Annotated in this window: 16 protein-coding genes; 13 read left to right on the plus strand and 3 right to left on the minus strand. The window is 54.0% G+C overall.

The features are described from left to right. The first annotated feature begins 2 nt into the window (after positions 1–2). The 13 genes from fliG to ACFQ1Z_RS02215 all read left to right on the plus strand — a co-directional run bounded on the left by fliG (position 3) and on the right by ACFQ1Z_RS02215 (position 10,777). A complete protein-coding gene (gene fliG / locus ACFQ1Z_RS02155) occupies positions 3–1,001 on the plus strand; it encodes a flagellar motor switch protein FliG (protein ID WP_379055176.1) in 999 nt (332 codons plus the stop codon). A gap of 24 nt (positions 1,002–1,025) precedes the next feature. Then, complete coding sequence (locus ACFQ1Z_RS02160) at positions 1,026–1,694, plus strand: FliH/SctL family protein (protein WP_379055178.1); 669 nt, start codon at positions 1,026–1,028, stop codon at positions 1,692–1,694. A 54-nt stretch (positions 1,695–1,748) separates the two neighbouring features. After that, positions 1,749–3,290, plus strand: coding sequence for a flagellar protein export ATPase FliI (gene fliI / locus ACFQ1Z_RS02165; protein ID WP_379055180.1), 1,542 nt, complete (start codon positions 1,749–1,751; stop codon positions 3,288–3,290). A 13-nt stretch (positions 3,291–3,303) separates the two neighbouring features. Continuing rightward, positions 3,304–3,750 (plus strand): flagellar export protein FliJ, encoded by a 447-nt coding sequence (gene fliJ / locus ACFQ1Z_RS02170; RefSeq protein ID WP_379055182.1) that lies wholly within the window; start codon positions 3,304–3,306, stop codon positions 3,748–3,750. 24 nt (positions 3,751–3,774) lie between these two features. Further along, positions 3,775–5,142, plus strand: coding sequence for a flagellar hook-length control protein FliK (locus ACFQ1Z_RS02175; protein WP_379055184.1), 1,368 nt, complete (start codon positions 3,775–3,777; stop codon positions 5,140–5,142). A gap of 160 nt (positions 5,143–5,302) precedes the next feature. Further along, complete coding sequence (locus ACFQ1Z_RS02180) at positions 5,303–5,869, plus strand: flagellar basal body-associated FliL family protein (protein ID WP_379055186.1); 567 nt, start codon at positions 5,303–5,305, stop codon at positions 5,867–5,869. A 53-nt stretch (positions 5,870–5,922) separates the two neighbouring features. After that, positions 5,923–6,924, plus strand: a complete 1,002-nt coding sequence (gene fliM, locus ACFQ1Z_RS02185; RefSeq protein WP_379055188.1) for a flagellar motor switch protein FliM — start codon at positions 5,923–5,925, stop codon at positions 6,922–6,924. Then, positions 6,924–7,412, plus strand: coding sequence for a flagellar motor switch protein FliN (gene fliN, locus ACFQ1Z_RS02190; RefSeq protein ID WP_379055190.1), 489 nt, complete (start codon positions 6,924–6,926; stop codon positions 7,410–7,412). The genes fliM and fliN overlap by 1 nt, the downstream gene beginning before the upstream one ends. An 11-nt stretch (positions 7,413–7,423) precedes the next feature. Then, positions 7,424–7,903 carry a flagellar biosynthetic protein FliO gene (gene fliO / locus ACFQ1Z_RS02195; protein WP_379055192.1) on the plus strand — a complete coding sequence of 160 codons (480 nt, stop codon included), beginning with the start codon at positions 7,424–7,426 and terminating at the stop codon, positions 7,901–7,903. 109 nt (positions 7,904–8,012) lie between these two features. Continuing rightward, on the plus strand, positions 8,013–8,777 hold the full coding sequence (gene fliP / locus ACFQ1Z_RS02200; protein WP_379055194.1) for a flagellar type III secretion system pore protein FliP: 765 nt from the start codon (positions 8,013–8,015) through the stop codon (positions 8,775–8,777). A gap of 45 nt (positions 8,778–8,822) precedes the next feature. Beyond that, positions 8,823–9,092 (plus strand): flagellar biosynthesis protein FliQ, encoded by a 270-nt coding sequence (gene fliQ, locus ACFQ1Z_RS02205; protein ID WP_379055196.1) that lies wholly within the window; start codon positions 8,823–8,825, stop codon positions 9,090–9,092. Positions 9,093–9,140: 48 nt separating this feature from the next. Next, the gene (fliR, locus tag ACFQ1Z_RS02210) at positions 9,141–9,908 is read left to right on the plus strand and encodes a flagellar biosynthetic protein FliR (RefSeq protein WP_379055198.1); all 768 of its coding nucleotides are present in this window, start codon (positions 9,141–9,143) and stop codon (positions 9,906–9,908) included. A gap of 275 nt (positions 9,909–10,183) precedes the next feature. Next, positions 10,184–10,777 carry a PEP-CTERM sorting domain-containing protein gene (locus tag ACFQ1Z_RS02215; protein WP_379055200.1) on the plus strand — a complete coding sequence of 198 codons (594 nt, stop codon included), beginning with the start codon at positions 10,184–10,186 and terminating at the stop codon, positions 10,775–10,777. Positions 10,778–10,867: 90 nt separating this feature from the next. Here ACFQ1Z_RS02215 and flgL read toward each other — a convergent pair whose 3' ends face one another. From flgL to flgJ, 3 genes are all read right to left on the minus strand, one after another. Next, the gene (gene flgL / locus ACFQ1Z_RS02220; protein WP_379055202.1) at positions 10,868–11,788 is read right to left on the minus strand and encodes a flagellar hook-associated protein FlgL; all 921 of its coding nucleotides are present in this window, start codon (positions 11,786–11,788) and stop codon (positions 10,868–10,870) included. 21 nt (positions 11,789–11,809) lie between these two features. After that, positions 11,810–13,489 (minus strand): flagellar hook-associated protein FlgK, encoded by a 1,680-nt coding sequence (gene flgK / locus ACFQ1Z_RS02225; protein ID WP_379055204.1) that lies wholly within the window; start codon positions 13,487–13,489, stop codon positions 11,810–11,812. 311 nt (positions 13,490–13,800) lie between these two features. Next, positions 13,801–14,862, minus strand: coding sequence for a flagellar assembly peptidoglycan hydrolase FlgJ (flgJ, locus tag ACFQ1Z_RS02230; protein ID WP_379055206.1), 1,062 nt, complete (start codon positions 14,860–14,862; stop codon positions 13,801–13,803). Positions 14,863–14,871 lie beyond the last annotated feature (9 nt).

Below are 14,871 nucleotides of genomic sequence, written 5' to 3' on the forward strand. Positions count from 1 at the left end.
TCATGGCGACTGATGGTTTAACAAAAAGCGCTATTCTGATGCTGGCACTCGGCGAGGATGAAGCGGCCGAAGTGATGAAGCACCTGTCGCCCAAAGAAGTACAACGGCTGGGCATAGTCATGGCTTCCATGAAGCCGGTGCCTAAAGAAGAAGTGGAAGAAGTGCTGGAGAAATTCATGCTCGACTTTGCCGGCAGCAGCGACTTTGGCCTGGATTCAGACAGCTATATCCGCTCGGTGCTGGTGAAAGCCTTTGGCGATGACAAAGCTTCCAACCTGCTCAACCGTATCCCGCAGTCACAGGACGCGGCCGGTATTGAGAGCCTGAAGTGGATGGATGCATTCAGCGTGGCTGATTTCATCAAGAACGAGCATCCACAGATCATTGCTACTATCCTGTCACACCTGGAAGCAGAGCAGTCTGCCGAGATCCTCGGCCATTTCACCGAACGACTGCGCCAGGATGTGATCTTGCGTATCGCCACCCTGGATAGCGTCAAGCCTACCGCATTGCGCGAGCTCAACGAAGGCATGCTGAAAATGCTGGCCGGTAACGATAACCTCAAACGCCAGACCATAGGCGGCGTGAAAACGGCGGCCGAGATCATGAACTTCCTCAGCGGCGAGAACGAAGCCAAACTGATGGATGGCCTGAAAAGTTATGACGATGCCATGGCGCAGCAGATCATGGATCAGATGTTTGTGTTTGACAATATCATTGATATTGATGACAGGGGCATACAGGTATTGCTGCGCGAAGTGCAGTCCGATGTATTGATCGTCGCCCTCAAAGGCACCTCTGAAGAGATGCGCGAAAAATTCTTCCGCAATATGTCTTCACGCGCTGCCGATATGATGCGTGAAGACCTGGAAAGCCGCGGCCCGGTCAAACTGTCTGAAGTAGAGACACAGCAAAAAGTCATTCTGCAAACGGTTAGACGCTTGTCCGATGAAGGCCAGATCATGCTGGCCGGCAAAGGTGACAGCGAGCAGTATGTGTAAAGCATTCTTGAAGGAAACTCAACCATGGTAGCCTCTGCAACCCCCAAAGAACAATTGACCGCTTATCAACGCTGGGAAATGGCCAGTTTTGACGATGTGTCTTCCAGCGAGCGTGTCAGGCGTGACCGGGTGCAGGCAGAGGAGAACGCACGCACGGTCAGCCATATCCTCAAGCAGGTCAGGCAGGAAGCCTACGAAGCAGGTTTCAAGACCGGCTATACCGACGGCCTGGGCAAAGCGCAGACTGAGATTGAAACTGAGCGCGCGCAATTGCTGCAATTGTCAGCCAATTTCCAGCAGGCGCTGTCCATGCAGGATGTAGCGATCGCCGAATCGGTGCTGACCCTGGCGCTGGAACTGTCCAAAGCCATGCTCAAAAGCAAGCTGCAAGCCGATGCTAACAGCATATTGCCGGTGGTGCTGGATGCCATGCAATACCTGCCACAGGTCAAACAGCCAGCGCGCGTGATCGTGCATCATGAAGATGCCAAGATCCTGCGTGCCAGCATCGCCGAACAGTTGAAAGACCAGGGCTGGCAGCTGGTGGAAGATAGCCAGATCGAACGTGGCGGCTGTCTGGTAGAAACCGCCGAGAACCAGATAGACGCGACCAACGAGATGCGCTGGAAACGGCTGGTGCAAGGTTTGTCACGCTATGATGACTGGCACAAACCAGTAGCAGGCAATGAGTAACAAACGCATACTAGCCACCCCTGATGTTGTCCCGCACTAAGAGTGATATAAAACATGACCACTGCACCCGATGCTGACCTGCAATCTGAAGTTCCCGCTGCAGTGGACCCTGCCGCCCAGCCTGCCGCTGCTGAAGCCCAGCCTGCCACGCCTGAGGCACCGAACAAAACACCGCAAAGCAACACCGCCAACATAGACCCGGATAATATACACAGCCAGCGCTGGCAAAGTTATCTCAAAGATTGCCGCGAGATCATCAATCTGGTCGAACCGCTGGAAGTCGCCGGACGTATCATCAAAGTCACCGGCCTGGTCATGGTCGCTACCGGCATCAAGATGCCTATAGGCGGCGCCTGTTATATCCCCTTGCAAGATGGTGGCCGCGTTGAAGCCGAAGTGGTCGGCTTTGATGGCGAAAACCTGCTGCTGATGCCACAAACGGCAGTGGAAGGCGTGGTGCCTGGCGCCAAAGTATTCAGTATGGATGTGACCGATACGCTGCCTAAACCGCAGTTCGGCCGTCCGCCGCGTCGCCGTGCGCAAGACCGCGCACGCCACTTTCCGGTCGGGGATGGCCTGCTGGGCCGTGTCGTCGATGCCGCCGGCATTCCGCTGGATGGCTTGGGGCCTATAGTGACTGATATCACCGCACCTTTGAGTGGCCGTGTGATCAACCCGCTGATGCGTGCACCTATAGAAGAAACCATGGACGTAGGCGTGCGCGCCATTAACGCCATGCTGACAGTAGGGCGCGGACAGCGCCTGGGCCTGTTTGCCGGTTCCGGCGTCGGTAAGAGCGTGCTGCTGGGCATGATGGCGCGTTACACTACAGCTGATGTGATCGTGGTCGGCCTGATCGGTGAGCGCGGCCGTGAAGTACAGGAGTTTATCGAACAGATATTAGGCCCTGAAGGCCTGGCCCGCTCAGTGGTGGTGGCTGCCCCGGCCGACGTCTCGGCATTGATGCGCTTGCAGGGTGCGAGCTATGCGACCACCATTGCCGAACGTTTCCGCCAGCAGGGCAAGAATGTTTTGCTGATCATGGATTCACTGACCCGTTATGCCATGGCCCAGCGCGAGATCGCCTTGGCCATCGGTGAGCCACCGGCCACCAAAGGCTATCCGCCTTCTGTCTTTGCCAAATTGCCGGCGCTGGTCGAACGCACCGGTAACGGCGCACGCGGCGAAGGTTCTATCACCGCTTTTTACACGGTGCTGACCGAAGGTGATGACCAGCAGGACCCAATCGCCGATTCTGCGCGCGCCATTCTCGATGGCCACATCGTGCTCAACCGCACGCTGGCCGAGAGCGGGCATTATCCGGCCATTGATATCGAACAGTCTATCAGCCGCGCCATGCACAACATCACCAGCAGCGAGCACCAGCAGCAGGCACGCTTGCTCAAGCAGCTGTACTCACGTTATCTGCGTAACCAGGACCTGATCGCCGTGGGTGCCTACCAGGCCGGTGCCGATCCCATGCTGGATATCGCGATCAAAAAACGTGACCAGATCAATGACTTTCTGCAGCAGGATATACACGAATGTGCAGATATGCAGTTCAGCCTGCAGCATCTGGCGCAAGTGGTGTCTTAAGTAAGCAGCAGCCATGGCCAGACAATCGACACAGACATTGACCCTGCTCAGCCAGCTGGCTGGCGATGAGGTAGAAGCAGCCATGCAGGCCCTGGCCCAGGCCATGAAGCAGCTGGAACAAGGCCAGCAGCAGAAAACATTGCTGGGGCAATATCAGCAGGAATACGAGCAGCAGTGGCAGCACGTCGTGCAAAAAGGACTCAAAGCCGATTTGTACCGCAATTTTCAGGGCTTTTTCTCGCAATTGGAAACGGCGGTGCAGAGTCAAAATGCTCAAATCGAACAATTACAGTCTGTGGTACTGCACCGGCAACAGCTGTTGCAGGAAAAACAGCGTAAACAAAAGTCGTATGAAGTGCTGATATCGCGTGCAAACACCCTGCATGAGAAAGTCGAGCGCAAGCGTGATCAGAAAATGATGGATGAGTTTGCCAGCCGTGCCAAGCGCACGACTTTATAACCTTGCATCGTAGCGGAGAAAACTATGGCATTTTTAAATTCTGCAAGCTTATTGAACCTGGCCGCGGCGGATGCAGCGAAAAAGGCATCCGGCAATACGCCAGTGCAGGAGAATCAGGCAAACCAGTCTGATGAGTTCGCCCAGGCTTTACGCAAGCAATTGCAGCAGGCCAACAAGCCTGCCAGCAACCCGGCGACGCCTGCAGTTGCCAAGAACAACCCGCCGGTAAAAGAGACCATGCATGCGCAATCGGCACAGGAATCTGCCAAGCTGGCCAAAAAAGATGCCTCTAAAGAACCAACTGTCGCTAAAGAGCCAGCCAAAGCCGGCGCTGCCAAAGCAGAAGATAAAAATGCCAAGGACCAGGCTGCGGTTGCCAACGACCCGGTAGACGAGGCGGCTGTCAGCACCGAGACCGTGGCTGCCCTCAATGAACCCCCTATAGATAAAAAACGCCTGATTACCGACCTGCAAGCGACCGACCCGGCTGCGGTAGGCCTGACACCGTGGATGCAGACCATGCTGGCGATGCGCCAGCCTGCAGGCCAGACTGCCGTCAGCGAGCAGAGCGCGTTAACCAGTGTGGCAGATGAAGCCACTTTGCAACCCGCCGAACTGCAACTGGATACAACCGCCAGCGCGGTGACGGTGCCGGCTGATACCAGCGTGGCCACCGGTGTGGCTGCACAGATCAGCCCGGAAACTAAAACAGCAGGCGTAGGCACCGAGCTGCCTGCGGCTGACAGACAATCACAATTCTCTGAAACTCTGGACATCGCCAAATCGGTGGCCGAAGCGGTGCAGGAAACTGTGGCTGCTGATAAAGCGGTCGATAGGGCAGGTAATATAGATACGCAGTCAGCAAGCACGAATAGTATTACCCAGCCAGCGGCACAGGCTTTGCCTAATAGCCCATGGTTGAGTGCAGCTGGCGTGACGCAGACTTCAAATGTGCTGATGTCGCAAGTGGCGACCCCGTTTGGCAACGAGCGCTGGCAGACCGCGATGAATCAGCATGTGCTGAATATGGTCGGTAGCGGCGACGATGTGGCCAGCCTGACCTTGTCACCACCTGACCTCGGGCCTATTCAGGTCGTACTGAAAGTGGATAACCAGTCAGTGAACACCAGTTTTATAACCGATAACCCATTGGTACGCCAGGCGCTGGAAGATGGTATGCAGGATCTGCGTGACCGTATGCAGTCACAAGGCCTGGAACTGGGCAACACCTTTGTTGGCAACGGCCAGCAGGCAGAACAGCATTTTGAACAGCAATCCGCCAGAGGCAACGGCAGGGTGGCCGAGGCTGGTACTGACACTGAAGCCGCAGCCGTTGCGCAGACAGCAGTGAAAACCAGGGTCGCACGCGGCCTGGTCGATACTTTCGCCTGATAGTCATCCAGCAAGTGCGCCAGTCTGCGGGCTGGCGCTGCACAAAGTCTGATTAAGCACCGAATTCTGCCTTTTATTCAGCGATCCCTCCCGCCCGGCCATGGGCATAATGTCACAAACTCTCACGCTATTTTGAAGTTCACATGAAAGGTTTTGTGCAATGGCTCAAGAACCCGCTAAGGCGGAAGCTGCAGCAGCAGCCCCCAAGTCGAAGAAGAAATTAATCGTCATTCTGGCGGTGGTACTGGCATTGGCCGCTGCCGGCGGCGGTGCTGCATTCTTTTTGATGCAGAAAAAGGAAGATCCCCATCACGCCAAAGCTAAACCTGCCCATGAGGGTGAAGAGGCTGAAGCAGAAGCTGGCGAGCATGAAGAGGAAGCCGAGGCTGAAGGCCATGCGGACCCTAAAACCGCTTTGACTTATGTGCAATTTGAAACATTTACCGTGAATCTGTTGCCTGACCCGGATGACAAGTTTTTACAGCTGGACCTGACCGTGGAAGTCAAAGGTGCCGAGCTGGCCGAGAAATTCAAGACGCAGATGCCGGTGTTACGCAACCGCGTACTGTTGTTGCTGACCAGCAAGAAAGCCACCGATATTTCAACACCGGAAGGCAAGACGCAGTTAAGCGCGGAGTTGCTGGCAGAGTTGAAAAAACCGTTGACCGCCAGTGGCAAGCCACTCAAGGTGACGCAGGTGCTGTTCACTTCTTTTGTGATCCAGTAACTAAGCCATTGTTTTTAATGATCAGTTTAAGCCCAGTTTTATAGCGAGTAACCATGTCAGCTGACAAGTTTCTATCACAGGATGAAATCGACGCGCTCCTCAAAGGTGTTGAGGGTGATGACGATAGTGACACGTCGGATAAAGACGAGGCCAGTGTACGTGACTACAACCTGGCGACGCAGGAACGTATCGTGCGTGGCCGCATGGCGACGCTGGAGATCATCAATGAACGCTTTGCCCGCCTGTTGCGTGTGGAGCTGTTCAACTTTTTGCGCCGCACTGTAGAAGTGTCGGTAGGGCCGGTCAGGATCATCAAGTACACCGACTTTATCCGCAACCTGGTGGTGCCCACCAATTTAAACCTGATCCACATGAGCCCGTTGCGTGGCACCGGCGTCATGGTGCTGGACCCTACACTGGTGTTTCTGGTGGTGGACAATATGTTTGGTGGCGATGGCCGCTTTCATACTCGGGTAGAAGGCCGCGATTTTACGCAGACCGAGCAGCGCATCATACAGCGCATCCTGAGCCTGATGTTTGATTCTTATGCCAAGGCCTGGGCACCAGTCTACCCGGTGCAGTTTGAATACCTGCGCTCGGAAATGAATACCCAGTTTGCCAATATCGCCACGCCTAACGAAGTGGTGGTGGCGATCACTTTCAATATCGAGCTGGGGCCGAATAGCGGCGAAATGCATTTCTGCGTGCCGTATTCCATGGTCGAGCCGATCAAGGATCTGCTGACTTCACCGTTGCAGGGCGAAAACCTCGGTGGTGACAAGCGTTGGGTCAAAATGATGACCCAACAGATACAGGCAGCAGAAGTAGAGATAGTCGCCAACCTGGCGACACGCCGCATGACGGTGGCAGATTTACTGGAACTGAAAGCAGGCGATGTGATTCCTATCAATATCAGTGACACCATTGAAGGACAGATAGACAATATCCCGGTGATGGAATGTCGCTATGGGGTATTTAACGGGCAGTACGCCCTCAAAGTTGAAAAATTAATTCGAGCTGACGGTAGTCAAGAGCAATTGCAAGGAGAGTCATAATGGCTATGGATCCCGCCACTGGTAACAGTGCTGATGATGATATGGAAGCAGCGATGGCTGCAATGGGTGTGTCTGATAGCGGTGATGTGCAAACCATCGCCGAAGATGACTGGGGTGCGGCACTGGCTGAGCAGACTCAGGCCGAGTCTTCAGCCCTGCAGGAACAGACCAGCAAGACTGCCGTATTTAACGAATTCAGTGCCAACAATAAACTGGAAGGCACGCAGAATGATATTGATTTCATCCTTGATATCCCGGTACAACTGACGGTAGAACTGGGCCGTACCAAGATCTCGATCAAGAACCTGCTGCAACTGGCGCAGGGCTCGGTGGTTGAGCTCGATGGCATGGCCGGTGAACCTATGGATGTACTGGTCAATGGTTGCCTGATCGCACAGGGTGAGGTGGTGGTGGTGAATGACAAGTTTGGTATCCGTCTGACCGATATCATCACGCCGGCCGAACGTATCCGTAAACTCAACCGTTGATCCTGCAAAATATGAAGCATTACCAGTCATTCGCATACGCCACACTCAGCCTGTTGTGGCCTGCCGCCGTGTTTTCGGCTGAGGCGGTGCAAGCTGCGGCAGCACCTTCTGCCAGCGATAGCCTGGGCCGTATGGTGTTTGGCACCGTGGTCGTGTTGCTGGTGATCGCCGCGATCGCCTGGGTGTTACGGCGCGTGTTGCCGGGGCAGGGTCTTTCTAATTCTGGCGTGATCAAACAGGTCGGCGGCGTACAGCTGGGGCCACGCGAGCGGGTAGTGGTGCTGGAAGTGGCCGGGCGCTGGCTGGTAGTCGGCGTAGGCCAGGGGCAAATGACCGCACTCGGCGAAGTCACGCCATTGTCCAGCGAGCCTGTGGCAGAGAATCAAAGCCATGCGGCAAGCAGCTCACCTGTCGATATGCAAGCCTCATTCGCGGTGCGCCTGCAACAAGCCATGCAGCACACCGTCAAATCCTTCAAAAACAAGCCTTAGAGTCGCTTAGTTCCAGCCTTTGAAACAGCGCAGGCTGGCGTACACTGTCTCCATCTTTTGAATCATGCCAGGCCATGGGCGGCATGACTTAACTCCGGGTGTGCTGATCATGCGTGTAATCTCTGTATTGAAATTCATATTATTCCCCTTGCTGCTGGGCCTGATCTGGCTGTGGCCAGCACATGCCTGGGCGGCAGAAGGCTTGTCCATAGGCTCAGTCACGCCAGCGGCAGGCGGCGGCCAGGATTACACCCTCAGCCTGCAAACCCTGATCCTGCTCACTTCGCTGACCTTTATTCCGGCTGCGATCCTGATGATGACAGGATTCACCCGCATTGTGATCGTACTTTCTTTACTGCGCCAGGCTTTGGGCACGCAGTCGGCACCTTCTAACCAGGTGCTGATCGGGCTGGCGCTATTTATTACCTTTTTCGTCATGGGCCCGGTGTTCGATAAGATTTATGTCGATGCTTACCAGCCTTTATCCGAGAGCAAGATCACCATGCAAGAGGCGCTGGACAGAGGTGCCTTGCCGCTCAAAGGCTTTATGCTCAAGCAGACCCGCGAGAATGACCTGGCCATGTTTGCCAATATGGCGCATACCCAGGCCATCAATAACCCGGAAGAAGTGCCGTTGCGCATCCTGGTGCCTGCATTTATGACCAGTGAATTGAAAACCGCTTTCCAGATCGGCTTTGCCATTTACATCCCTTTTCTCATTATAGACATGGTGGTGGCCAGTATCCTGATGGCCATGGGCATGATGATGGTCTCGCCGGCGATCGTGTCCTTGCCTTTCAAGCTGATGCTGTTTGTGCTGGTTGATGGCTGGCAGCTGATCCTGGGGTCATTGGCGCAAAGTTTTGTCATGTAATGGCGCGTGCTGGCGCGTTCATCGATAGCGATTTAAGGAGTAACCATGAGTCCTGAACAAGTATTAACCATAGGCAGTGAAGCCATGCAGACCACACTGATGGTGGCAGCGCCTATCCTGGGTACCGCACTGGCGATAGGCCTGGTGGTCAGCATTTTCCAGGCGGCGACGCAGATCAACGAACAGACCCTGTCGTTTATTCCCAAGCTGGTGGGGGTGATGGCCATGCTATTGCTGGCTGGTCACTGGATGCTGATGACATTGGTGGATTATATGCACCATGTGTTCACCATGATCCCGCAGCTGGTCAATTAAGCCTGACATTGCTTTAAGCAGCATTCTTACCCGCCCGCAAATCACATCATGCTGACCATCCATGCTTCTGACCTGCAACAATGGATAGTGCAGCTGCTATGGCCTTTGACCCGCATCCTGGCCTGTATCGCAGTGGTGCCGCTGTTCAGCCATCCTTCTATCCCCAATCGCATGAAACTGGGCATAGGTTTCGTCATCACGCTGGCTATCCTGCCTTCTATCAAGGTGCCAGCCATCGATGTCATGTCCTGGCAGGGCCTGCTCTCATTACTGGCGCAAATGCTGATAGGTATCAGCATGGGCTTTGTCATGCGGCTGATGTTCACCGCTGTTGAGATGGCAGGTTTTATGATGGGTATGAGCATGGGGCTGGGTTTTGCCAGCTTTTATGATCCGCAATCCGAAGGCCAGACCATGGCGGTGGCGCAGTTTCTGACCATGTTGACGCTGATGGTATTTATGAGCCTGGACGGGCATCTGATGGTAGTCGCGGTGATGTTGCAGAGTTTTGAAACCATGCCCATCCTGCTCGAACACTGGCAACTGAACAGTCAGGTGATCGCCGAACTCGGCGGCCATATCTTTTCGCAGGGCCTGTTATTGTCATTGCCGGTGGTGGCCAGCTTGCTGATCACCAACATGGCGCTGGGCATACTGACCAAAGCCGCCCCGCAGTTCAATATCTTTGGTATCGGTTTCCCGATCACCATCTCGGTCGGCCTGGTGATGACTTTGCTCAGCCTGCCGTCACTGGTCAGCCCAGTCAACCGCTGGCTCATAGATGCACAGCAACTGATGCTGCAAGTGATACGCTGACGCGGCTGCCGCCGCTGTCACAAACACGCTTTCTCAGCATTCCCCAAGTCATTGTTTCAGCAGGGTTTTATCTGCCATGATAGTGACGTCGCTGCTAGTCAATACGGGTACTAGCTAATCCATATAATGTGTGTCAATATACTCGTCTGCCAGGCATTAGTCCGTTTCGGCAATCGCTCAGTTAATAATGGGGCACCTGTCAGAGTTGCCAGCGATGCACTTTCAATATCAACACGCTGGTACTTCACTATGAAGCACTTTTTCGGGGAGATGTGATGAAAGTTCTTTCAAGCATGATATTGGCTGCCTCTATCAATGCCATAGGCATTGGTTCTGCGTCAGCTGCAGTGGTTTTTTCCGATGATTTTGAGTCTTACAGTGCAGCAATACCTTCCGCAAGTAGTTTTGGTGGTTGGAATGTCACAGGTGGTACAGTGGATATCATAGGGGATACTCCTTATGATTTTTTTCCTAGCAACGGTAAATACATCGATCTGGACGGCTCTAACTCTAGTCCTGGTCTTTTGTCTACCAATGCTATTTTTGCAGCGGGCACCTATGTCATCAAGTTTGATCTCGCCGGCAGTCAAAGAGGCGATTCAAATACTGTGACCGTGAACTTTGGTGGCCAGTCATGGCAATATACCTTGGCAAGTACTGCCGTGTTCCAGCAGTTTTCTCAAACAGTTTCCTTTTTATCACCGACTAATACAGCGCTATCGTTTCAAAATGGTGGCGGTGATAACATAGGGGCTTTGCTGGATAACGTGCTTGTGACCTCAGTACCAGAACCAAGTACTTATGGCATGATATTTGGCGGCCTGATCATGGTTGCCGGCATGGTAGCCAGGAAATCCAGAAACGCTTGAGTCGTATGACTAGCAGCAAACAAAAAAGACCCGCAAGGGTCTTTTTTGTTTTGGGCTACTCGTTTATTTGAGGCTGGGCATAAATTGCTGTTAAATAAAGGCGAACAGCGAAAGCTGCGAGGTCTGCACATATGACTTTTGTGCCGCTTCCAGTATGGTACTGCGCTTGGACAGATCTGACAGTGCTTCGGTGTAATCCAGGTCTTGCAGTTTGGAGATGGAAGCAGTGTATTGCAGGTCCATGTCGCTGCCGGTCACATCGAGGGTGTCTATCTCATTCAGTTTGCTGCCCAGGTCTGCACGTACATTCAATACCTGGTCAAGCACGCCCTGCACCTTGGTGATGGTGTCTGCCAGCCCGTCACTAAAGGTTTTCTGGGTGGTGGCGTCGGTGATAGGGGTCTTTAACAGGGTGATCATGTCTTTCAGGTTGGCAAACAGGTCGTTGCCGTTGGCCTGGAACAGCTCACTGCCGCTATAAGTGATAGGCATCTGGCGTTGTACATCGACTTGCAGCGCGCGTTTTGCGGTGTCACCCTGAAAATCCATGTCACCGGTCCCGGTATTCAACACGAATGGCACGGTGTCGGTCTTGTGACCGGAATACATATAATTGCCCTGTGCGTCTTTGGTATTCGCCAGGCCGATCAGGCTATCCAGGCGGCCTTGCAGCTCACTGGCGATATTCTGGCGTTGCTGGTCGCTATAGGCACCATTACCGGCAGCGACTAAAGAAGCCTGCGCGTCCAGGATCACGTTGGTGATGCTGGTCATATTGGTTTCGTAGGTTTCCAGCGTTGTTTTAGCCACATTGCGCGTGGCAGCATAGGTGTTATTCAGGTTCTGCGAGTTGGTCAGTTCGAGAATACGCGCGGCGGCGACCGGGTCATCTGCCGGAGTGCGCACTTTTTTGCCCGAAGAGATCTGCTCGTTGAGTTTGCTGAGGTCGTTCTGCAGATCCATCAGGCGGTTAGTGCCGGTCTGGTAAATGGTATTGGTGCTGATTCTCATGATTCACTATCCTTCACAATGTTACTGGCCAAGCTGCAACAGCACATCAAACAACTGGCTGGCGATCTGCATCATTTTGCCAGCGGCCTGGTAGGCTTGCTGGTAGCGCAACAGGTTGGCGGCTTCTTCATCAATGTTGACGCCGGATTCAGACTGCATGGCGCTGGTAGCGCCTTCAAGCGCAGACGCATCTGCCTTGCTGGTGACCATCATCTCGTTGGTTTTGGTACCGACTGCGCTGACCATCAGCGCAAACGCCTGCGCATAAGAGCGGTTGGCATTGCTGCCTAGCAGACGCACGCTGGCGGCATCCTGCAATTTGGCCAGGCGCAGACCATTAGTATTGTCACCGGCACCTTTAAAGGCGACCACGTTGCCATTGCTATCTACGCGTTCGGCCAGTGCCAGTTTTTCAACATCATCAAAAGCCAGAGTGATCTTGCTCGCCGCACCCTGGGTAGGGCGTATCATGTACTCGTCACCTTCAGCCGGGGTAGTGGTGTTGACATTGAATTCAATGCCATCGACAGTCACCGGCAAGGTCGCGCTGCTGGTCACCACTTTATCGCTATTGCGGATGATATTGTACTGACCACCGGTATATTTCAGCGTGTAGTCGCTACTGGTCAATTGCTGCGATTGCCCCGGCACAAAAGTCGCGGTGGCCAGCTTGGATTTATCCACGTTATTGGTGCTGCTGGTGGTTTGCGGTTGCGGGATGTTGAACATCGCCACCCCGGCAGTGCCGTTCAGGTCGTAACCATTTTGCTGCATCTCGTTAAACTGTGTCGCCAGCGTGATCGCCAGCTGGCCGATCTGGTTCTGTACCGTATCCAGCGTTTCGTTCCTGAAAGCCAGGATACCGCCCAGTGCACCACCAGCCAGCGTGGAGCTGTCTATGATCTTGGGTGTGCTTTTATCGCCATAAGCGATCTCAAGACGGTTGGGCGAGGTGTAGCTCGATTGCGCATACAGCGGATAGGTATCATCACCCACCACCAGCGGCATGCCGTTGCCTATGAATACATCGTAATTGCCATTGCTCTGCTTGACCACGGTAGTTTTGACCTGCTCGCTGAGCTTGGTCAGCAACAGGTCGCGCTGGTCCATGAGGTCGTTAGGCGGGTTGCCGGTGGTACTCATGGCCTTGTCTATCACCAGGTTCAGTTGCGAGATCTGAGTCGCATAGCTGTTGATGGTGTTCACACTGGCTGAAACCTGTGTATTCAGGCTTTGGCGGATATCATCGAGCCGGTTGTTGACCGCTGAAAAACGGTTCAGCAGCGAGTTAGCTGAGGACAGCACCGTTTGCCGCGTAGCGACATCAGTCGGGTTGGCGGCTGCCGCACTGACCGCACTGAAGAACTTGGTCATGACCGGGCTTAAACCGGCATTCGAGTCGGACAGCAAGCCGTTGATCTCGTTGATGCTGTTGTAATAAGCGCTACTGGCACTGCTGGTAGAAGTAGTATTCAGTAATTGTTTGGCCAGCGTGTCGTTATAGACGCGGTTGATACCGGTGATGTCGGTGCCCTGGCCGACAAAACCGTAGCCAAAGTTCTGCGCTTGTGACGCCGCCTGCACGATCACCTGCCGCGTATAACCCGGGGTGGACGCGTTAGCAATGTTGTGCCCGGTGGTGGAGATGCCGATCTGGGCTGCATTTAAAGCACTTTTGCCGATATTTAATATGTTGGACATACTTGAAAGCCCTCATGTGCCTACGTCCTGCAGAACGGTAGACACCAATGTAAAGTTACAATTAATAAGCCTAACGGCAGTTTTTTCTAATTCTTTAGGAAGCACGGAATAAATGTCTGCGCGAGCGAATTGCTGCGTTACACGCTACTCGTAGCCTCGCCGTATACTCATACTGTGGTTACGGCCGCTACGCTTAACATCGCTACGCGAGTTAGCCTGCACCGCAACACTTCGTTAGTTGTCTCGGCTCCTGCGTTGCGTGCGCCTTGCACTTCATCTCGCTCGCTCAATTATTCCGTGCTTCCTTCATACTAACTTTGCAGATTCTTGAGCACCTGGGTCAGTTTCTTGCCGTATTGCGGGTCAGTGGCGTAGCCTGCACGTTGCAGTGCATGGGCATACGCACTGGCATCGTGGGTATTGTTCATGGCTTGTTCATAGCGCGGATTCTGCGAGATCAGTTTGGCATAATCTTTAAAGGCGTCGCTGTAACTGTCATAGGCACGGAATTTCTCCACCCGTGTCTCCTTGACGCCATTGACATATTCGGTGGTGACGCTATTGGCGACTTTACCTTTCCAGCTGGCATCGGCCTTGATACCGAACAGGTTATGGCTGTTTTGGCCGGTGCTGGTCTTGATCTCGTGTTTACCCCAGCCGCTTTCCAGTGCTGCCTGGCCTACCATGAATTTAGCCGGGATACCTGAACCGCTGCTGGCCGCTTGCGCATGCGGCAACATGCGTTGTATGAATTGCTGGGTCTTGTTGGCGACTTCACGCATGGCGGTGGTCAGCGGTGCTTGCGGTACCACCAGGTTCTGCACGTTCTGTTGTGCTTCTTCTATCAGGGGTGGTAATTCCTGTATGCCACGCGCCCAGGCGGTATCGTCATCTGTCTTGCTGGTGTCCGGCGTGGTGGCGTCCCATTGCTGGTAGGCTTCGCGTATCTTCTGTGCCGCCTGCATCAGTACCGCTTTGCCTGAAGAAGGGTTGCTCGAAGACAGGCCATTCACCAGGTTGTTTTTAGAGTCATGCAGTTGTGTCTTGCTCTTGTCAGCCTCTTCAGCCGGTTTGGGGCTGAACTTGCTCAATTGCCTGACCAGTACTTCGGTCAGGCCCATGCCTTTCTGGCTGAGTTGGGTGGTCAGCTGCTGGTCCAGCATGCCCATGAACATCTTGCTTTGTTCGTTATCGGTGATGCCATCCTGCGGTACGGTGTCGCGCATGCTTTTCAGCATCATGTTCATCAGCACGCCTTCAAACTGGCGCGCGACGGCGCGTATGGCTTCAGGTGAATCGCTCTTCGCGTTCTTCAGGCCGTTTAGCGCGCTGCCATCTATGGCCAGGCTGTTAGGGTCGACACGTGGTTGCATGGCGGACTC

It is taken from the genome of Methylophilus luteus, from assembly GCF_042676265.1.
In the GTDB taxonomy this organism is placed as follows: Bacteria; Pseudomonadota; Gammaproteobacteria; order Burkholderiales; family Methylophilaceae; genus Methylophilus; species Methylophilus luteus.